19 protein-coding genes are annotated in these 21775 nt (G+C 33.1%); 10 read left to right on the forward strand and 9 right to left on the reverse strand.

Annotation, left to right across the window (positions count from 1 at the left end; translation table 11 throughout):
- Positions 1-110: 110 nt before the first annotated feature.
- The 8 genes from rpsD to ctlX all read left to right on the forward strand — a co-directional run bounded on the left by rpsD (position 111) and on the right by ctlX (position 8813).
- A complete protein-coding gene (rpsD, locus tag PQO00_RS10635; RefSeq protein ID WP_274184826.1) occupies positions 111-716 on the forward strand; it encodes a 30S ribosomal protein S4 in 606 nt (201 codons plus the stop codon).
- Between the two features lie 98 nt (positions 717-814).
- Entirely contained in the window at positions 815-1807 is a 993-nt protein-coding gene (locus tag PQO00_RS10640) for a DNA-directed RNA polymerase subunit alpha (protein WP_102758311.1), read from the forward strand.
- A gap of 143 nt (positions 1808-1950) precedes the next feature.
- Positions 1951-2427: a 50S ribosomal protein L17 gene (rplQ, locus tag PQO00_RS10645; RefSeq protein ID WP_274184827.1), complete on the forward strand. Its 477-nt coding sequence runs from the start codon at positions 1951-1953 to the stop codon at positions 2425-2427.
- Positions 2428-2627: 200 nt separating this feature from the next.
- Complete coding sequence (gene carA / locus PQO00_RS10650) at positions 2628-3731, forward strand: glutamine-hydrolyzing carbamoyl-phosphate synthase small subunit (protein ID WP_274184828.1); 1104 nt, start codon at positions 2628-2630, stop codon at positions 3729-3731.
- Between the two features lie 281 nt (positions 3732-4012).
- On the forward strand, positions 4013-5305 hold the full coding sequence (eno, locus tag PQO00_RS10655) for a phosphopyruvate hydratase (protein ID WP_274184829.1): 1293 nt from the start codon (positions 4013-4015) through the stop codon (positions 5303-5305).
- Positions 5306-5479: 174 nt separating this feature from the next.
- A complete protein-coding gene (locus tag PQO00_RS10660; protein ID WP_274184830.1) occupies positions 5480-6769 on the forward strand; it encodes a citrate synthase in 1290 nt (429 codons plus the stop codon).
- Between the two features lie 144 nt (positions 6770-6913).
- Positions 6914-7828 carry a dimethylarginine dimethylaminohydrolase family protein gene (locus PQO00_RS10665; RefSeq protein ID WP_274184831.1) on the forward strand — a complete coding sequence of 305 codons (915 nt, stop codon included), beginning with the start codon at positions 6914-6916 and terminating at the stop codon, positions 7826-7828.
- Positions 7829-7877: 49 nt separating this feature from the next.
- The gene (gene ctlX, locus PQO00_RS10670) at positions 7878-8813 is read left to right on the forward strand and encodes a citrulline utilization hydrolase CtlX (RefSeq protein ID WP_274184832.1); all 936 of its coding nucleotides are present in this window, start codon (positions 7878-7880) and stop codon (positions 8811-8813) included.
- 173 nt (positions 8814-8986) lie between these two features.
- Here ctlX and PQO00_RS10675 read toward each other — a convergent pair whose 3' ends face one another.
- Positions 8987-11059, reverse strand: coding sequence for a tetratricopeptide repeat-containing sensor histidine kinase (locus PQO00_RS10675; RefSeq protein ID WP_274184833.1), 2073 nt, complete (start codon positions 11057-11059; stop codon positions 8987-8989).
- 222 nt (positions 11060-11281) lie between these two features.
- Positions 11282-11518 (reverse strand): hypothetical protein, encoded by a 237-nt coding sequence (locus tag PQO00_RS10680; protein ID WP_274184834.1) that lies wholly within the window; start codon positions 11516-11518, stop codon positions 11282-11284.
- A gap of 19 nt (positions 11519-11537) precedes the next feature.
- Here PQO00_RS10680 and argS point away from each other — a divergent pair, with 19 nt between their 5' ends.
- Positions 11538-13322, forward strand: coding sequence for an arginine--tRNA ligase (gene argS, locus PQO00_RS10685; RefSeq protein ID WP_274184835.1), 1785 nt, complete (start codon positions 11538-11540; stop codon positions 13320-13322).
- 49 nt (positions 13323-13371) lie between these two features.
- On the opposite strand, the gene PQO00_RS10690 is transcribed toward argS, so the two are convergent.
- The 7 genes from PQO00_RS10690 to PQO00_RS10720 form a co-directional block, all read right to left on the reverse strand.
- Positions 13372-14106 (reverse strand): STING domain-containing protein, encoded by a 735-nt coding sequence (locus PQO00_RS10690; RefSeq protein ID WP_274184836.1) that lies wholly within the window; start codon positions 14104-14106, stop codon positions 13372-13374.
- A complete protein-coding gene (locus tag PQO00_RS10695) occupies positions 14060-14782 on the reverse strand; it encodes a nucleoside deaminase (protein ID WP_274184837.1) in 723 nt (240 codons plus the stop codon). Before PQO00_RS10695 ends, PQO00_RS10690 begins: the two co-directional genes overlap by 47 nt.
- 245 nt (positions 14783-15027) lie before the next feature.
- Entirely contained in the window at positions 15028-15207 is a 180-nt protein-coding gene (locus PQO00_RS10700) for a hypothetical protein (protein WP_274184838.1), read from the reverse strand.
- A gap of 93 nt (positions 15208-15300) precedes the next feature.
- On the reverse strand, positions 15301-15681 hold the full coding sequence (locus PQO00_RS10705; RefSeq protein ID WP_274184839.1) for a hypothetical protein: 381 nt from the start codon (positions 15679-15681) through the stop codon (positions 15301-15303).
- A gap of 47 nt (positions 15682-15728) precedes the next feature.
- Positions 15729-18041: a TonB-dependent siderophore receptor gene (locus tag PQO00_RS10710; protein ID WP_274184901.1), complete on the reverse strand. Its 2313-nt coding sequence runs from the start codon at positions 18039-18041 to the stop codon at positions 15729-15731.
- Between the two features lie 28 nt (positions 18042-18069).
- A complete protein-coding gene (locus PQO00_RS10715) occupies positions 18070-18966 on the reverse strand; it encodes a FecR family protein (RefSeq protein ID WP_274184840.1) in 897 nt (298 codons plus the stop codon).
- A 268-nt stretch (positions 18967-19234) separates the two neighbouring features.
- A complete protein-coding gene (locus tag PQO00_RS10720) occupies positions 19235-19750 on the reverse strand; it encodes an RNA polymerase sigma factor (protein ID WP_274184841.1) in 516 nt (171 codons plus the stop codon).
- A 115-nt stretch (positions 19751-19865) separates the two neighbouring features.
- Between PQO00_RS10720 and PQO00_RS10725 the strand changes: the two genes are divergently transcribed.
- On the forward strand, positions 19866-21620 hold the full coding sequence (locus PQO00_RS10725; protein WP_274184842.1) for a hypothetical protein: 1755 nt from the start codon (positions 19866-19868) through the stop codon (positions 21618-21620).
- Positions 21621-21775 lie beyond the last annotated feature (155 nt).

The raw sequence follows: 21775 nt of genomic DNA on the forward strand, positions 1-21775 counted from the left end.
TAAATTTGCAAACTGAAAAAATAATAACAAGTATCAACGAGAGACCAAAAGATTATCGAAGGATAAGATTAAGACCTTAATTCATAATCACTCTCAAAAATAAATTTAAAATGGCAAGATATACTGGTCCTAAAACTAAAATCGCTCGTAAATTTGGCGAAGCAATATTTGGAGACGATAAGTCTTTTGAAAAAAGAAATTATCCTCCAGGGCAACACGGAAACAACAGAAGACGTGGAAAAAAATCTGAATACGCAATCCAATTAATGGAAAAACAAAAAGCTAAATATACTTACGGTATTTTAGAGCGTCAATTTAGAGGTCTATTTAAAAAGGCAAGAGCTGCACAAGGAATTACTGGTGAGGTTTTATTACAATTATGTGAGTCTAGATTAGACAATGTTGTATATAGAATGGGGATTTCTCCTTCTAGAAGCGGCGCAAGACAATTGGTATCCCACAGGCATATAACAGTAAATGGGGAATTAGTAAATATTCCTTCTTACCAATTAAAAGCTGGAGATATTGTTGCAGTAAGAGAAAAATCAAAATCACTTGAGGCTATCAGCAGATCTTTATCAAACTCAAGTCACGTTTACGAATGGATTACGTGGAATGATGATACAAAGCAAGGGACTTATGTTTCTGTTCCTGCTAGAATTCAAATTCCAGAAAACATAAACGAGCAATTCATCGTCGAATTATATTCTAAATAATAAATTAATCATATTGGTATTTGGCCAAAGGGTTTATAAGTATTTCTTCAAACTTTTAAACCGCGCAACTAAATAACAATTAAAACGAAGAAAAAAGTATGGCAGTATTTAATTTTCAAAAGCCCGACAAAGTAATCATGATCGATTCCACAGATTTTGAAGGGAAATTCGAATTTCGCCCTTTAGAACCTGGTTACGGATTAACTGTAGGTAATGCATTAAGAAGAGTATTGCTTTCTTCTTTAGAAGGATTTGCAATTACGTCGGTTAGAATAGAAGGTGTAGATCATGAGTTTTCAGCAATAGCTGGAGTCGTTGAAGATGTTACAGAAATCATTTTAAATTTAAAACAAGTACGTTTTAAAAGACAAATTGATGATATTGATAATGAATCTATTTCTATTTCTATTTCTGGTCAGGATAGAATCACAGCTGGAGATTTTCAAAAGTTCATATCAGGATTTCAAGTATTAAATACAGAGTTAGTTATCTGTAACTTAGATCCTAAAGTTAATTTTAACTTGGAAATTACTATTGAAAAGGGTAGAGGGTATGTTCCTGCAGAAGAGAACAAGAAAGCTGCTGCACCAATAGGAACCATCTTTACGGATTCTATATATACTCCAATAAAAAATGTTAAGTATAGTATTGAAAACTATCGTGTAGAGCAAAAAACAGATTATGAAAAATTAGTTTTTGAAATTATTACGGATGGCTCCATTACACCACAAGATGCTTTAACTGAAGCTGCTAAAACATTGATTCACCATTTCATGTTATTCTCTGATGAGCGTATCACTTTAGAAGCGGATGAAATCGCACAAACTGAAACATATGATGAGGAATCATTGCATATGAGACAGTTACTTAAAACGAAGCTTATTGATATGGATTTATCGGTACGTGCACTTAACTGTTTAAAAGCTGCAGAAGTAGATACTTTAGGAGACTTGGTATCATTCAATAAAAATGATTTAATGAAATTCAGAAACTTCGGTAAGAAGTCTTTAACAGAGCTTGAAGAGCTTGTAAATGTTAAAGGATTAAATTTCGGAATGGATTTAAGTAAATATAAATTAGATAAAGATTAACGATTGAAGATTTCAGATTTACGAATGACGAATTTTGTAGTTTCCTTCGTAAATCAAAAATCGTAAATCAAAAATTAATAATTAATCATATTTTGCTCCCACGCCGTTGGTGTGGTTAGGTAGCAAGATGATAAACAAAGGTCATGAGACACGGAAAAAAATTCAATCATTTAGGCAGGAAAACTGCTCACAGAAAATCAATGTTGGCCAATATGGCTTGTTCTTTAATAGAGCACAAACGTATTAATACAACTGTTGCCAAAGCAAAAGCTTTAAAACAATTTGTTGAGCCAATGATTACAAAATCCAAGGAAGATACCACACACAACAGACGTATTGTGATGGCTCGCCTTAGACAAAAAGAAGCAGTTGTTGAATTGTTTAGAGATGTTGCAGCTAAAGTTGCCGATCGTCCTGGAGGTTACACAAGAATTATAAAGCTTGGTAATCGTTTAGGCGATAATGCAGATATGGCAATGATAGAGCTTGTTGATTACAACGAGATTTACAACGCAGATAAAAAGCCTAAGAAAACAACAAGAAGAAGTAGAAGAGGAGGTTCTAAACCTGCTGCTGCAGCTCCAGTTGTTGAAACTAAAGCAACAAACGAAGAAGAATAAATGTTAATAAGCATTTTAAATATAAAGGATAAACTGTTTCAGTTTATCCTTTTTTTTGTGCAATTTTGTAAAACCCAAAGTTTCCACGCAGGTGGGAATCTCATCAATTGAATATGAAACTTTATGTATTGAGCTTTTTTATAAATTGAAAGTTTAAGTTGAGATTACACATAAAGTCATGAAACATGTAAAAGAGTAAAATGAAATATCAAAAAAGACAAAAAGCCATCATTCTTTTAGCAGATGGTACTATTTTTTACGGTAAGGCAGTAGGTAACAAACAGGGAACTTCTTTTGGAGAAGTGTGTTTTAATACGGGTATGACTGGTTACCAAGAAATTTTTACGGACCCATCTTACTTTGGGCAATTAATGGTAACTACCAATGCACATATTGGTAACTATGGAACGAATGCAGATGAAGTAGAATCAGATTCTATTAAAATAGCCGGGTTAATTTGTAAAAACTTTAGCTATGTTTATTCTCGTGTTGACTCTGAGGGGTCTTTAGAAGAATTTTTAGATAAAAATAATTTGTTGGCTATTTCTGATGTTGATACACGGGCTTTAGTAAGCTATATTAGAGATCATGGAGCCATGAATGCCGTTATTTCTACAGAGGTTGATAATATAGAAGGCTTAAAGAAACAATTGGCAGAAGTTCCAAAGATGGAGGGGTTGGAATTGGCATCAAAAGTGTCTACTAAAGAGCCTTATTATTTTGGAGATGAAAATGCTACTTATAAAGTGGCGGCTTTAGATATAGGAATAAAAAAGAATATCTTAAGGAACATAGCCAGTAGGGATGTATACATAAAAGTGTTCCCGTACAATTCTAAATTTGAAGATTTAGAGGCTTTTAAACCAGATGGATACTTTTTATCAAATGGACCAGGAGATCCAGAGCCATTAGTAGAGGCACAGAATTTGGCAAAAGAGATTATAAAAAGAGATTTACCTTTGTTTGGTATTTGTTTAGGGCATCAAGTGATCGCCAGAGCTAATGGTATATCTACTTATAAAATGCACAATGGCCATAGAGGGATTAATCATCCCGTAAAGAACTTGGTGACGGGAAAAGGGGAGATCACTTCCCAAAATCATGGATTTGCCGTAAATAGAGAAGAGTCTGAAGCGAATTCGGATTTACAGATAACACATGTTCATTTAAACGATCATACAGTTGCAGGGTTGGCCATGAAAAACAAAAACTGTTTTTCGGTACAATATCATCCTGAGGCAAGCCCTGGACCACATGATTCATCGTATCTTTTCGATCAGTTCTTAGAAAATATCAAAAAATAATCATTAAAATAAAAGTGTCTAAAATGTCATTCAGAGGGAGGAACGACCGAAGAATCTCTTTAAAGGTAAAAATTTGTAAAATCCATATTGGAGATTTTTTTAAAAGAGCCTTTACTGAATGTAGCAGAAATGCTAAAAATGACAAATTCCAAACTTTTCAGATAGTCTTATTTTTACTAAAACGTTATAGATGTGGTTTTGAGTATTTCTTCAAAAACATCTTAAAACAAAAAAGATTTAACCGTAAATTTGAAGTATTAAAAGCTTAAAAATAACTAATTATGAGTATTATAATTAATATACATGCAAGACAAATTCTAGACTCAAGAGGTAACCCTACCGTTGAAGTAGATGTAGTAACTGAAAATGATGTATTAGGAAGGGCAGCTGTACCATCTGGCGCATCCACTGGAGAACATGAAGCTGTAGAATTACGTGATGGTGGTAGTGCCTATATGGGAAAAGGTGTTGCTAAAGCAGTAGAGAATGTAAACTCTATCATTGCTGAAGAATTATTAGGGGTTTCTGTATTCGAACAAAATTTAATCGATCAAATAATGATTGATCTGGATGGTACACCAAATAAATCAAAATTAGGAGCTAACGCTATTTTAGGAGTTTCTTTAGCTGTGGCAAAAGCTGCTGCAGGAGAGCTAGGTTTACCGTTATACCGTTATGTAGGAGGTGTTTCTGCCAATACGTTACCATTACCAATGATGAATATCATTAATGGGGGGTCTCATAGTGATGCACCTATCGCATTTCAAGAGTTTATGATTATGCCCGTAAAGGCTAAGAACTTTACTCATGCTATGCAAATGGGAACTGAAATTTTCCATAACCTTAAAAAAGTATTACATGATAGAAATTTGAGTACTGCTGTAGGTGACGAAGGTGGATTTGCACCAAATTTAGCAGGAGGAACCGAAGATGCTCTTGAAACCATTGCAAAAGCGGTTGAAAATGCAGGATATAAATTTGGAGATGAAGTTAAAATTGCGTTAGATTGTGCTTCTGCCGAATTTTATGTAGATGGCAAGTACGATTATACCAAGTTTGAAGGCGATAAAGGAGAAGTAAGAACTAGCAAGGAACAAGCCGATTATCTAGCAGAATTGGTAGCTAAATACCCAATTATTTCTATAGAAGATGGTATGGATGAAAACGATTGGGATGGTTGGAAATACCTAACGGAATTAGTTGGTAATAAAGTACAGTTAGTAGGGGATGATTTATTTGTAACTAATGTAGAACGCTTATCTCGCGGTATTAAAGAAAACATTGCAAATTCAATTCTTATTAAAGTAAACCAGATAGGAACATTAACAGAAACAATTGCTGCTGTTAATATGGCGCATAATGCAGGTTATACATCAGTGATGTCCCACCGTTCTGGAGAAACAGAAGATAACACGATTGCAGATTTAGCAGTTGCTTTAAATACAGGACAGATTAAAACAGGTTCTGCGTCTCGTAGCGATCGTATGGCTAAATACAATCAATTACTTCGTATTGAAGAAGAGTTAGGGACAGTTGCTTATTTCCCTCAAGAAAAAGCATTTAAAATAAAATAAAAAAACGATTATATTTTATTCAAAAAGCGGTTGTTATTTTTAACAATCGCTTTTTTATTTAGTATCAATTTTAATAATAATCAAATTGATTAATTCATTAGGGATAAGCTTTAAAAATAAGTCTATATTTCGTAATTTAGCGTTCCGCATAACAAAATAAATTCACTATATAATATGGCAAATACTGCTACCATAGAAATCAACGGTCAAAAAAATGAATTCCCATTAGTTAATGGAACAGAAAATGAGGTTGCTATAGATATAACTAAGCTTAGAAGCGCCACAAAAGGAGTAATAACTATAGATCCAGGATATAAAAATACAGGTTCTTGCGAAAGTGCCATTACATTTTTAGATGGAGAAAAGGGGATTTTAAGGTACAGGGGCTATAGTATAGAAGAACTAGCAGAAAAAGCAGATTTTTTGGAAGTTGCTTATTTACTTATATTTGGAGAATTACCAACTATCGAGCAATTAGAAAAGTTCCATTCTGATATAAAAAAACATTCGGTTGTTGATGACGATGTAAAAAAGATTTTGGACGCCTTCCCTAAATCGGCACATCCCATGGGTGTTTTATCATCACTAACAAGCGCTTTAACAGCCTTTAATCCATCTTCTGTGAACGTTAACTCAGAGCAAGATATGTACAATTCAGTAGTGCGTATTTTAGCTAAGTTCCCAGTTTTAGTAGCTTGGACGATGCGTAAAAAACAAGGGCTACCTTTATACTACGGAGATTCTTCTTTAGGTTATGTTGAAAATGTTTTGAAGATGATGTTCAAACAGCCTCATGAAGAAAGATATATTCAAAATCCTATTTTAGTAAATGCTTTGGACAAACTATTAATTTTACATGCGGATCATGAACAAAATTGTTCTACATCAACAGTTAGAATTGTTGGATCGTCGCATGCTGGTTTATTCGCTTCATTATCAGCCGGTATTTCTGCATTATGGGGACCATTGCATGGTGGTGCAAATCAAGCTGTTTTAGAAATGCTTGAAGCTATAAAGGAAGATGGCGGTGATACTAAAAAGTATATGGCTAAGGCTAAAGATAAAAACGATCCGTTTAGATTAATGGGTTTTGGACATCGTGTGTATAAAAATTTCGATCCGCGCGCTAGAATTATTAAAAAAGCTGCTGATGAAGTACTGGGAGATTTAGGTGTTGAAGATCCCATATTGGATATAGCAAAGGGCTTAGAAAAAGAAGCCCTTAACGATGATTATTTTGTGAAGCGTAAACTATACCCTAATGTAGACTTTTACTCTGGAATAATTTATAGAGCTATGGGTATTCCAACAGATATGTTTACGGTCATGTTTGCATTAGGGCGTTTACCAGGCTGGATTGCACAATGGCGCGAGATGCGATTAAAAAAAGAGCCGATAGGGAGACCAAGGCAACTTTATATTGGTGAAACGCTAAGAGCTTTTAAAACCATTGATAAAAGATAAAAAATAAACACTATAATACATTAAAGCTTCATATTTTATGAAGCTTTTTTATTTTATATTTGCTCGATTTTAATGAATTAATAGAAATTAAATGCTATTGCTAATAATTTCTAAAAAAAAGAATATGTTTTTTACGTTTGTCGTATGTTAAAACTAAATGTTAAAAATGAAACGTCTCGATTGCGAGCGGTTGTCTTAGGAACAGCTGAAAGTAATGGCCCAACACCTAAAATAGAGGATTGTTACGATCCTAAAAGCATTGAGCATATATTAGCTGGAACTTATCCAAAAGAAGCAGACATGGTTAAAGAAATGGAAGCTGTTGCTGCCGTTTTTAAGAAATACAATGTTACCGTTTACAGACCAGAAGTTATAAAAGACTGCAACCAAATATTTTCGCGGGATATAGCCTTTGTTATTGAAGATAAAATGATACGCGCTAACATACTTCCAAATAGAGAAGAGGAGGTTAAAGCGATTGATTATATCTGGAATCAAGTCGCAGAAGATAAAAGAATTGTTTTGCCCGAAGCATGTCATGTTGAAGGTGGAGATGTCATGCTATGGAATGATTATATTTTTATTGGCACCTATTCAGGTGAAGATTATCCAGATATCATTACAGCTCGTACAAATGCAAATGCAGTTATAGCCATTAAGGAACTATTCCCCAATAAGATTGTGAAATCGTTCGAGCTTAGAAAGTCTAATACCGTTGCTAAAGATAATGCACTGCATTTAGATTGTTGTTTTCAGCCAATTGGTACGGACAAAGCCATTATACATAAAAATGGTTTTTTAATTGAGAAAGAATATGAATGGCTAGTTGATTTTTTTGGAAAGGAAAATATATTCGAAATCACGAAGGATGAAATGTACCATATGAATAGTAATGTGTTTTCTATTTCTGAAGACGTTATAATCTCAGAAAAAACCTTTACACGTTTAAATACATGGTTAAGAAAACAAGGTTTTACCGTTGAGGAAGTGCCCTATGCAGAAATAGCAAAGCAAGAAGGGCTATTGAGGTGTTCTACAATGCCTTTAATTAGAGATTAATTTTAAATAGAAATAGTTATACTTTTGTGACTTTAATGATGAAAAAATAATGCAACAAACGACAAATACCATTTTAATGGTTCGCCCTATAGCTTTTAGGATGAATGAGCAAACGGCAGTAAATAATTATTATCAAAAAGTAATTGATAACTTATTGCCAGAAACGGTTAACGCTAAAGCGCAGCAAGAATTTGATGCGTATGTTGAAAAACTAAGGGCGATTGGTGTGCATGTTATAGTTGTTAATGACACGGACGTTGCTGACACCCCTGATTCTATTTTTCCAAATAATTGGGTGTCGTTCCATGAGAACGGCGATGTAGGTTTATATCCCATGTTTGCAGAAAACAGACGTTTGGAGCGTCGCGAAGATATTTTGAATACTTTGGAAGAAAATGGTTTTCTAATAAATAATATTGTAGACTATACCAGTGCCGAGGAAGAGAGCGTGTTTCTTGAAGGTACAGGAAGTTTGTTGTTAGATCGTGAAAACAGAAAAGCATACTGTGCATTGTCTCCAAGGGCAGATGAAAATTTATTTATTGAGTTTTGTGAAGATTTTGAATATACACCAGTAGTGTTCACTTCAAACCAAACAGTAAACGGAGAACGCAAAGCTATTTACCATACGAATGTTATGATGTGTTTAGGTGAAACCTTTGCAGTTATATGTTTAAGTAGTATTGATGACAAAAAAGAACGCAAAAATGTGATCGGTCATTTAAAGGAAAATAGCAAAGAGATTATCGATATCACGGAAGCACAGGTGAATAATTTTGCAGGTAACATGTTGCAAGTAAAAGGGGCTAATAATGAGCGTTATTTGATTATGAGCCAAGCAGCTTATAATTCTTTAACAGTATCTCAAATAGAGAGGTTGGAAAAGCATACCAAAATATTATCGAGCTCATTAAATACTATTGAGGCTTGTGGTGGAGGTAGTGCCCGTTGTATGATGGCAGAAGTGTTTTTACCTAAAGCTTAACCCCCATTATTCACAGTTATTCTATTCCAAAGCCAAACTACCGGCTATCTTTGGCAATGCTCTTAATTTTTATACCTCAAAAGTGTGTAACAATTTATCCTTTAAAAATTATTGCGCTTCCCAAATCTATTGATATTTTGACTTTTCATAACGAAAATAATGAATAATGCGGGTTAATCTTCATTAGGCCTGGACTTAGGTAGTTGTACATAGAATGTACTACCTACTCCTTGTGTGCTTTCAACCCAAATTTTACCATTATTCAATTCTATGAGTTCTTTACAAATAGAGAGCCCCAAGCCAGTACCTTTTTCATTATTGGTACCAACAGTTGTAAAAGAACTGTTTTTAAATAGTTTTTCTAGATTTTCTTTAGAAATACCAACACCCGTGTCCGCGATACTTATAATACAACTTCCATTACTAATGTGGTTCGAAATAGTGATCGTATCCCCTTCTTTACAGAATTTTAAAGCATTTGCAAGTAGGTTCTGAATAACAATTTCAAACATACTTCTATCTGCATAGGCAAAGTCACGTAAAGAGTGGTCGGTTAAAGTAATTCCCTTATTCTCCATACGCTGCTCAATAAGGTTGACCTTATCTTCAAAAACTTCTTGAATATCAAATAAACTAGGCTTTGGCTCTAATGACTGCATTTGAGATTTAGACCAGTTTAATAAATTAAACAATAATAATGATGCGTTGTTAGCATTTTCACTTAATTCCGGAATTAAATTATCAAACTCTTCTCTAGATAAAGAACCATCTTTAAGTAAATCTATAAAACCATTAATAGAAGATAAAGAGTCTTTTAGGTCATGAGAAACAATAGAAAATAGTTTGTCTTTTACATTATTAACATTTTCAAGGTGTTTGGTTTGCTCTTGAAATGCCACGTTTTGTAATTCAATTTTAATGTTTTTTTCTTCTAATTCCTGAGTGTACTTTATATTGTTATTACGCTTTAGGTAAATTAGAACTAAAAAGGTAGACATAATAGCGAGTGCTGCTAACAACCCATAAAAAATAAGCTTAAGCCTGTCAAACTTTTCTTTGGTTTTGGTAGTTTCTGCTTTTGTGACAGGATCAACTATTTCTTTATTGGTAAGGGGTTTGTCAAAATCGGGATCTGGTTCAAGTTCCAGGGATTCATTCGTTTTCGAATCTATTTTTATGTCATTTTCATTAAGCTCATTTTTTAAGTCATAATATTGACGCTGCCAAACAAAAGCTCTGTCAAATCGTTTTTTTGTAGAATCTAACGATTTCATCAATTTATAATGCTTAAGCAATTCCGTTTTATTATCAATATCTTTAGCAATGGCACCAGCTTCAAGCAATTGCTTTTCAGCGGTGAGTAATAGACCTTGGTGTAAATTTAAATTACCAAGGTTGTTTAAAGCAGTTAATAGGCCTTCTTTATAATGCCCACGCCTGTTAAGACTTAAACCTTTTACTAAATAATTAGACGCATTATCATAATCGTTAAACTTTAAATACTCACCGCCCAATTTTGGGTAAATACGTCCACGTATAGAATCATTGATTGTTTCTTTGTTGGCCAATACTTTTTCGTAATATTCTATCGCTTTTCTATGTTCCTTGTTTAAAGAGTATAATTCAGCTAATTGACTGTTCGATTGATTGATTCCCTTAATATCATTTAATTGCTCCTGAATCCTTAAGGCTTTTAAATAAAACGTCATAGCTTTATCATAAGCGTTAATGTTGTAATAAGCATCTGCTAAATTGCTATAAGCTAATTTTAGCTCTTGTACTAAGTGTCTTTTCTCTAATTCTTTAATAGCAGCAAGAGAGAATTGCAATCCTTTGGCATAATTTCCCCGTTTAATTTCAATTAAGCCAATACTGTTATTTACTTTAGCAACTCCTAGGGTATCTTCTAGTTGGTTATACAAAGCTTTAGATTTTTCATAACCACTAACAGCGTTTATGTAGTCGCCTTTTTTAGCATAAATTAATGACTTATAATAAGTAACCTCTGCAATACCTTTGTTGTAATTTATATTATTAGAAAGCTTCTCACTTTCAATAATGTATTTTAAAGCTTTATCATAATCTTTTATATCATAAAGCGATTTAATAAGTTTTAATGAAGTCTGTATTTTTAAGGTATCCTCACTTTGGAAAGCTAACTCAATAGCAAGACTATCTACATCATGGGTTTGAGAATAACCGATTGATGTAGATAAAAATATAATTAAAGTAATTATTTTCCTCATACAACATTCAAATTACAACTAAACCAAGCAATAATTATTAGGTGTCTTAAATTTGAGGGAAAATAAGATCGCTTTATTAAGTTGTAACGTATTTTTTAGTGTTAAAATTTCTAAAAAATGGATTTATTAATAGCATTACTAAACAAAAATTAGAAAAAGCAATAGTAAAATCTAATTTCTGCGTCTTAATACCAATAAATTAGATAAAAGGGTATAGGAAATTTAATAGAAAAATCGACGAATAGATGAACGGTAAAAATCATAGAAAAAGAGCACTTTTATCGATGAAATGCATATTTTTTTTTGATGATTCTTTGGATTTTTTATAATGACTTTTTCATGAAGTTTTTGTATTTTTTTTCTTTCAATTAATATTTGGATTTTTATTTTAGGAATGGGCTGTTTTATTAAGCCTCGTTTTGAGCTTAATGCTTTAATAAAAGTTTTATCTTTGCTCACTTAAAAATCCACTTATATAATGATCCTTCAAGAGACTTTATCTAATCAAGTAAAGCAAGCTGTAAAATCCAGTTTTAATATAGCATTGGAAACGGTAGAATTTCAAGCAACCAGAAAAGAATTTGCTGGTGACATTACTGTCGTTATTTTTCCAATGTTGCGTTTTATAAAAAGCAACCCTGTGCAAATAGGGGAGACCATCGGTAACTATTTAGTGGGAAATGTAGTAGATATTAAGGCCTTTAATGTGGTAAAGGGTTTTTTGAATGTTGAAATAAGTGATTCATATTATATCGACTTTTTTAATGGTATAAAAAACAATAAAACTTATGGTTTTGTTTCGCCAAAGGAAGGAGAAAAAGCGGTGATGGTTGAGTATTCTTCACCAAATACAAACAAACCATTACATTTAGGTCATGTACGAAATAATCTTTTAGGTTATAGTGTTGCCGAAATTTTAAAAGCGGCAGGAACAAAAGTTTACAAAACTCAAATTATAAACGATAGAGGGATTCATATTTGTAAAAGTATGTTGGCCTGGAAACGTTTTGGAAATGAGGAAACCCCAAAAAGTACAGGTTTAAAAGGAGATAAGTTAGTAGGGAATTATTACGTAAAGTTTGATCAGGAATATAAAAAGGAGGTTGAAGCACTAGTTGCGACAGGGATACCCCAAGAAGAAGCTAAAAAGAATGCACCTATTCTATTGGAAGCCCAAGATATGTTGCTAAAATGGGAAGCAGGTGATGAAGAAACAGTGGCGCTTTGGAAGAAAATGAACGGTTGGGTATATGATGGCTTTAATATAACCTATAAAAATTTAGGAGTAGATTTTGATACCTTGTATTATGAAAGTAACACCTATTTATTAGGTAAAGAGTTTGTTGCGGAAGGATTAAGGTCTGGCGTTTTCTATAAGGAAGAAGACAGTTCTGTTTGGTGCGATTTAACCGAGGACGGGTTAGATAAAAAAATAGTATTGCGTGCCGATGGTACAGCGGTTTATATGACCCAGGATATTGGTACGGCCATACAGCGTATTAAAGATTATCCTGATGTTGGTGGTTTGGTATATACGGTTGGCAATGAGCAAGATTATCATTTTCAGGTATTGTTTTTAATTCTAAAAAAGCTTGGCTTCGAATGGGCTAAAAATTTATACCATTTAAGTTATGGGATGGTAGATCTGCCTAGTGGAAAAATGAAGAGTAGAGAGGGTACGGTTGTTGATGCCGATGATTTAATTGACGATATGGCCACTACCGCTGGCGAGATTTCCGAAGAGTTAGGAAAGCTTGATGGCTATTCTGATAATGAAAAGCAAACCTTATATAAAACCATTGGTTTAGGGGCTCTAAAATATTATGTCTTAAAAGTAGACCCCAAAAAACGTATTTTATTCGATCCTAAGGAATCCATCGATTTTCAAGGCAATACAGGGCCTTTTATTCAATACACTTATGCTAGGATTCAATCCATTTTAAGAAAGGCTGATTTAAAACCTGCTGTCACACTGAGCGCAGTCGAAGTGTCTTTGCACCCAAAAGAAAAAGAACTTTTAAAACAGATTCAGCTATTTCCTGAGGTTGTGCAAAATGCAGCAGCACAGCACAGTCCTGCATTGATTGCTAATTATACTTACGATTTGGTTAAGGAGTTCAATTCTTTTTATCAAAATGTATCTATCTTAGGTGCAGATAACGATAACGAAAAAACATTTAGAGTACAACTTTCCAATACGGTGGCCAATACGATTAAAAATGGGTTTGGGTTGTTGGGAATCCAAGTTCCGGAACGGATGTAGTTTTTAATGTGTTCTGTCGTTGGGAAGCATGATTGTCCTATACATTGTTCTACATGGCATTCTTCATATTTTGAATGGGTATAAATTCTATTTTATTAAGTGGTACTCCAAAATCATCTCGTTTTATCAATTTGATAATTGTTGTCTGAAAGTTCTCCATCTCATCTTTTTCGGCTTTCTTCCATTCAGGTGTATCAAAAATATCTTCATCATTAGTAAATTTACCTTTAGCTATAATCTCTTTAAATTCTTCCTCGCTTAACAAATGCATTCGTACTGCTTTTAGTGGCTTAGGGAAATCAATGATTATCAATTTTCCGTTTTCGTCTAAAGTGTAATTTATGCCAATATTTCTTTCATTATCTAATCTTACAATATCAGCTTTGGGATATGAATACATGTAATTTATAGCTTCATCGATGGATTCCTGCTCTAAATTTCTGGGCATGATGACTCTCAATGTTACATCTTTAGTCTTAAACTCCTGGATTTGATCTATTTCTTTGCCATCCTCTTTGTATAGTTCTACCTTTAGTCTGGCTAGCCTAAGAATTAAAAAAATATCTTTCGCAAAATTATAGTAATACCCTAGAGCTACTCCTGTTGAAGCTATATGACGAACTTCTTCTTCTAATTCCTTGTTTTTACGTTTTTCTTGAATATACTTATACACGGCAATGATGGCAGTGATTATACCAATAATACCAGAAATCAAATCTATATGTTCTGCGACCATATTAGATTGATTCTGGAAGGTGATTATAGAATTTAATAGCGTTTTCATATTTTAACTTATTTTCAGGAAACTTGCACTTAAAATTTAAAAATTGATGTATTGCCTCATCGTATATGATTTTTGCAGCTGGGGTAGACAAAAACTTTGTGATTATTGGAGAATTCCCTCTATCGATATACTTCTTGTACTCTTGATCTAAGCGCATTGCAATTGAAGAAGGGCTAATTTGGGATATTACGGACCTTGGATAAGGTGGATATCCTCCACATGCTTCAGTGTCAATAGACAATCGCTCCAAAGCTTTAGAATAATAGTAGTCCATTTGTCCATTTACTGAACGATGGATATTGGTCATGACCATCATCCCTGCACACATGGCACATGGTTCAAGTGTAGGGAAAATGGTGTATCCTTTTAAGGAGTACAAATTCTCTTGATCTAGATACCGAGAGATTAATCTCATTTCTCCATGTTGAGTACTGTTTTTGCTTACGTTAACTGAGTTTATGTCCCAGTCAACCACATTCTGGTTTTCATCGACCAGTACGACCCCGACATTATAACCACGGCCATTTAGGTCATCACTTTCCCAGTATTTTTGAACTATTGAATAACTTAGTAATGAGTATATCTCATCTAATTCATCAAATCGGTCAACCTTTACGTTTTCTAAGTCCGATTGATTGTCAAACCTTGAATTAGTATGACCAACATTATCATTCATATTATTTTTGTTATTTTCTAAACATCCTACCAACAGAAAAGCGAAAATTAAATAGGTTAATATTTTTAAATATTTAATCATAACTTATATTCATTGGCAATATTAGTCATTACTTATTGTCCTTAATTATTGAAAAATACTATATTACATTTATTCCCTTTATTGATTCAAATATACATAAATACTTACAATGTTTAAGAGGTTTTTCTCGGCTTAAAACTATTTGTATAAATTTCAGCTTATAATCACATACTTGTTTTAACATCTTCACTTTCATTGTCATCTTCTTTTTTATCAACAAGCTCTATGGTATACTTGGGAAGATGGTCTTTTTTATAAAAAGTCATGGGCACAGGTAATACGGATGCCAAAGCAATCATAAGTATTAAAGCGAAAAGCCTTAATGCTTTTTTTAAAGTCTTCATTATGGTAATAGTAGATGCAGCATCGAAAATGATGTCGCAGATTAAAAAATAAATTGAAATATTGCCAGAATGTTGGCAACAGGTTATAGAATATTACTCTATGAAGACACTTTTAGACTTGATGGTATGCGTTTGAGCAATAAGATTTTGCTTTAGAAGGTTGTTGTAGTTCTCAAACTGTAAAATGGTTTCCTTTTGGGATTTTAAAGTAATACTAAAGTTAAAAGTATGAATGTTTAGTAAGGATTTAAAACTAAAAACAAGGTACTGATTGCATATTACTTTTTGAAAGTTTTTAGTAAAAGGCTTGTATTGTTTATCTGTAGAATGATTGCTTTTATATTTGCTAACAAGAAGCTCGGTCTGTGGTTTTTCGTAATTAGAAGACACACTGGTAAAACCCGAAAACGATACTAAAGTAATTAGTAAAGTGAGGCAGCTCAATATATTTTGTATTCTTTTTAAAGATAGCATATTACAAAAATAAACATTTATACCCATTTGAATATAAAGTGTTGTATTTAAAAGTGTATTCTTAAACTTACATTAGGAGTGATACCCAGAGATTCGTTTTCAACAGTGTTAACCTCATTATTGTCATCTAAAGTATAATATGTATTTATAATATTTTTTTTATTTAAAACATTCCAAACCGATGCGCCAAGAGTTGCCCGTGCAGTATCAGAAATATTAAAAGCATAAGTAGCGGAACAATCTGTACGTAAATAATCCTCTAAATTAGAGCTATTAGGAGTAGTGTAAGTGATAACCCGATCATTCGAATTATCATTTGCGTCTGGAAGGGTGGTTGGCTTTCCAGAATGCCAATGGAGCCCTAATGCTAATTTAATAGCCTTTTGCGTATAGGTTCCGGCAAAAGAAAAGGTATGCCTTATATCTGCATTATTGGGGAATTTTTTACCACCGTTTAAGGATGGAAATATATAATTGTTATTGCTATAGGAATAAGAAACCCAACTGCTTATAATGTTTCCAAATTGTTTGTTTAATAAGAAATCCAAGCCCTGGATTTCATAACTGCCCATACTATTAATAAATTGATATTGGTTTTGAAAACCTTGACTTCTTGTGGTAATACCATCTACTTTTTTTATGTAACCTTCGGCACTAATTAACAATTTGTTTTTGTTATAATGAATACCGACCGATAGTTGTTTGCTTTTCACTACCGGAACTGGGTAGATCGTTTTATCGTTAATAAAGATGTTATCCCTATTATTGTTGGATAGTACCCATCGACGGTTTTCAATGCCCAAAAAATCATTTTGCAAATCGATAATCTGAGATGTTGTTTGATGTTTAAACTCACCTAATACTTCAAATTTGAAGTTGTTTAAAAAGCGCTGACTAAACCTTAGCCTGGGCTCCGCCAAAAATAATTTAAACTTGTTTATATAATTAAAACGCCCTCCTATTTTTAAATTGGTTTTGGCATTATTCGATAAAAGTGATGTTTCTGCATAAATAGCATGACTTCTAATAACATTTTTAATATAACTTCTAAAATCAGGGTTATTGACATCCTCTAAATTACTAATGCCAACTTCAGAGAATTGGTAGCCGCCATTTATTTTCAGCAGACGATTGTGCTTGTAATTAATGTCAAACTTTGAAGAACCATCATATACTTCGTTTTCTTGAATAAGTCGTTGGTCGTTAAAAACATCAAAATTTGTAGCATCCAAATCATAATTAGAAACATAGACTTGGTATGTTGTTGAAAGCCTATGGGTCCAATCTCTTGTATATGTTAGTCCAATGGCCGAGTTTCGTTGCGATAGTTCACTATTCAAGGCCTCGTTTCTTTCATTATTGCTTAATAGTTCTTCGTAATTTAATTTGTTGTTCACATTTAAAAAATGAAATCTGATTTTGTCCTTTTTAGAAATGTCATATAAGAACTTGGCGGTTATGTCATAAAAATAAAACGTCTCATTTTGGGAGATGGTATTGTTGCTGGAATTACTAAAATCTGAATCTTCAAAAACACGTTTAAGATATTGATCGTATGTAGGCGTCACAATGAGGTCGGTCACAGAACGGCGTGTTGATAACTGTAATTCTGTTTTTTTTGATAATGGAATTTTAGCGTAGGCATCGGCATTTATCAAATTAAAACCGATCCCTGCTTTAAACTCGTTATCAATATCATCTGGTAACTGTATGTCTATAATACTGGAAATACCATCACCGTATTTAGCACTGGTACCATTTTTATATACATTAATACGTTTTGTTGTATGTGGGTTAAAAGCAGAAATGAGTCCGAAAAAATGTCCCGATTGATACATTTTTATACCGTCCCATAATAATAAGTTCTGGTCGTGCGTACCACCTCTAACATTTATATTGGATACTGTTTCGTCTGCACTTAAAACGCCAGGAAGTGCTTGAATGGTTTGTAAAACATCAGGTTCTATTAAACCAGGAAGGATTCCAAAAGTTTCAGGTTTTATAGTAATGGAACCATCATTTAATTTTGTGATACCATTAGTAAGGTAATTAGTAACAACAACTTCTTTGAGTTTTTGTACGCTATGGCTGTTTTTTTCTTTTTCTAAAAGTTTAATGGCCACAAAGCGGCTATCCAATAGCTCGAAGTCCAGCTCGGTTTTATTTTTAAGCAGCTCTAAAATAGTTTCTAAAGTAAAATCTTGATCGGGTAAGATGATTTCTTTATCCTTAATTGTTTCATCTGCATAAGAAAAGCTAATGTTGTAACGCTCTTCAAGGATATTTAGAATAGACAAAAGGGGCTGCTTTTCTTTTTGAACGGTTTGGGCTTTAAGGTAAGCTACATTCAAAAAAAACATTGAGCAAAAAAGAGAAAGAATGCCTTTTCTACTCACGTTTTAATATTATAGTATGATTTGTTTTGCTATAAGTGACGCGTAAGGGTAAGGTAATTGCTTTTATGGCCACGTCTATATTGTCGTGAGCAAAGCTACCCGTAAACAGCTGTTCTGAATCAATATTTATTAAAGTAATATCAACGCCATACTGTCTTTCGAATTCGGCAATAACTGTTTTATAAGGTAAACTTTTAAAAGTACTCTCGTTATTCAACCACGAAGGTTTCGAGCGGTTTTCTTTTTCTTTAGCAATTATTTTCCCATCGATTATTAAAAAACTGTCACCAGGATTTAACTTTGTTTCTTGAGAATTGTAAGTAACGCCAACTAAACCTTCGTAGCAAATAACCTCAAAATAATGGTCCCATTGTTTTACATTAAATTGAGTTCCGTAAACAGTAACAATTCCTGTTTTTGTTTTTACTTTAAAAGAGGATCCTTTAGCAACTTTAAAAAAGGCCTCGCCATTAAGTTCTACTTCTCTATGATGTTTCCAATCTTTTTTATTGAATATTAATAATGACTTTGCATTTAATGAGACACTAGAAGCATCTGGTAATTCTATGGTCGTTTTTTCAGCAAACTCAGTAGTTATGGTGGTATCTAAAGTAGTTGTATAATAATATAGGCTAAAACAAACAGCAAGTATGGCCGCAATACGCATAAATGGTTTAAACCAATGTTTTGATTGCTTTTTACTGCTTTTAATAGTGTTTAAAACAGTATCTAGTTCTTTAGAAGTGTCGTAATCATCTGTCTTAAAAGCCTGTAAGCCTTCATTTAACTTTACTAAATCATCATAGTCTTCAAGCATTTTAAACGCTTCAAGTTCTTGATCATTTAGATCGTTATTCAACCATTTCGATATTAAGATTTCTCTGTTCATGATTCCTTATTCAATTATATAACAGTTTACTTTTATTTTTTCCTACCCTGTGATTTAATTTTTTTCAAAAAACTAAATTTCAGTGTTCAGTGTTCAGTGTTCGGTATTCAGTATTCAGTGTTCGGTATTTAGTATTCAGTGTTCAGTATTTAGTGTTCAGTGTTCGGTGTTCGGTGTTCATTCTTTATGGGAAAAAAAATACAGAAAACTAAAAATCCAAATTCAAAAAGTATAACTCCTAACTCCTAACTCCTAACTCCTAACTCCTTCACAACTCCTTAATATCCTTCCGTAATTTCTCTAAAGCGCCATAAATACGTTTTTCAACTGCTTTGGTAGAAATGTCTAAAAGGGCGGCAATTTCCTTAAAACGTTTTCCTTCAACCCGATTCATCATAAAGGCAACCCGTTGCGCTTCGGTTAAATTTGCTAATGCTTTTTGCAACTTATCGTTATACTCGCTTTCCTGCATTATAAATTCAGGAGTCTCATTGGTATACATTTTAGGTTTGATTTGCCGATGTTTTAAAACAACCTTTTGGTGTGCCGTTTCATTAAGCATTAAATTATTGGCCGTAGTAAACACAAAACTTTTTGCCTTCTCTGGAGAAATCTTAGCACAGTTTTCCCAAAGTTTAACAAAAGCTTCCTGTACTTTATCTTTAGGGCTTAGTAGTTCGCCAAACTTATAGTATAGAAAATTGTGTAAATCTTTAGAATGTTTATTGAATATAGAGGAAAACATACGCTCTTCGCAAATGTTTTCATGTAGTTGTTTCGCCATGTATTATTGGTGGTTGTTCATGCTAAATTAAAAAAAAAGGAAACACGGGGTAGGAATTTTTAAAGTTATCCTGTTTTATATTCAAAAAGCTATGTTTAACCCAAAATCAAACATCATGAAATCTAAAATGAGAACATTATTATTAATACCTTTTTTTGCTCTTTTATTATTCACTTCATGCCAGGACGAAGTCATAGAGGTTACTCCGCCTGCTGAAAGTGAAGCGCTTGTTGCTAATTCCATGCTAACAAGTTTTATTAGCTCCACATCTGCCAAGGACGGATCTGCAGATAACATTATTGATAAAGCAAGTTGTCTGTCTGTTGAATTACCAGTAACGGTTGTTGTTAATGGTCTTGAAATTATTATTGATTCTACTGAAGACTACAAAGTTATCGAGGCCATCTTTAATGAGTTTGAAGATGACGATGATAGGTTGGACATTGTTTTTCCTATAACTATTATTTTATCAGATCATAGCGAAGTTGTTCTTAACAATCGTAACGATTTAGAAAATTTAATCGAAGAATGTAAAGGTGAAAATGAAGCGGACGATGATATTGAATGTATCGATTTTCAATATCCATTATCTTTTTCGGTCTATGATACATCATTTCAAGTTATAGATGTTATCACCGTTGAAAATGATAGGGAACTGTACCGTTTCATCAAGCGTGTAAAAGAAGGCGATGTTTTTGCAAGTCTTAATTTCCCCGTGACTATGATTTATGCAGATGGTTCTACCACTGTTGTAAACAATAATGAAGCACTGGAAAGCACAATTAATGATGCAAAAGATGCTTGTGATGAAGATGATGATAATGATTATGGTGATGACGATTTTACTAAAGAACGTTTAGATAATTTATTAAAAACATGTCCTTGGGTTGTTTACGAATTCCAAAGAAATGAAGCTAATTTAAATGATCAATACCGTGAGTATGTTATTGTATTTAAAGAAGATGGTGTTGCTAAAGTACATGCCAGAGGAGGTGATACACTAACAGGGACTTGGAGTACACGTGTAACGCCTAATGGCGCTTTAATAAAACTTGAGTTTGATACGTTGGTAGACTTCACATTAGAATGGTTTGTGTACGATTTAGAACCAGGTAGAATAAAGTTATACCAGGCAGGAGGTAATAAAATTATCTTAAAGAAAAATTGTGATATAGTAGTTGATATTACTAAAGAAAGAGTTGAAAACTATTTACAAGAATGTTTATGGAGAGTAGCACGATTAAGTGTAGATGGTTCAGATAATGAAAAAGATTATATAGGTACACCATTAAAGTTTTTACCAGAAAATGTTGTTAAAATTAGGGTAAAAGGTGAGTTGGTTGAAGGAACTTATGAAGTATTAGTGAGAAATGCTGGAATAGGTTTAAGTATTACCCTTGAAGGAAGACCAGACCTGAAATTAGAATGGTTAATTACTTTCCTGGAACCAGGTTTAATTAAACTTGAAAATGAGAACAACAAAATGGTATTGAAAAGGCATTGTCCTGATGGTGATGAAGATATAAACTATATAGGTGATGTTGTTGTCACTGGTCTATGGGAAGTTGCTTCATACACTGATGAAGATGTAAATAAAACTGAAGAGTTCTTTGGATATTCAATAGATTTCTTAGAAAGTGGTTATATAAAAGTAACAGATCCTAATGAGGGTATTATAGATGGTTCCTGGTTGGCTTACAGAAATGAAGGTTTATTCCTTGGTCTGCATTTTGGGATGGAAGCACCGTTTGGTGATCTTAACCACAGATGGAAAATAAAAGAAGTTTCACCAAATAGAATTGAATTAAAAGATTACAATGCTAATGGTGGTATAGAAAGAATACTGGTTCTTGAACAAGCAGAGTGGTAGTCTAACTGTTTTTGATTGAAAAAAGGAAAAACTTATCTTTCCGGTTAGTAGTAGGTTAATTAGCTGGATTTCCTTTATAAGACTGTCAAATGATATCATTTGACAGTCTTTTTTTATTAGTCCACGCATATTGCGTGGCAGGAAAACTCTGTTTT

Origin of the sequence: Flavivirga sp. 57AJ16 (assembly GCF_028736925.1) — a bacterium.
In the GTDB taxonomy this organism is placed as follows: Bacteria; Bacteroidota; Bacteroidia; order Flavobacteriales; family Flavobacteriaceae; genus Flavivirga.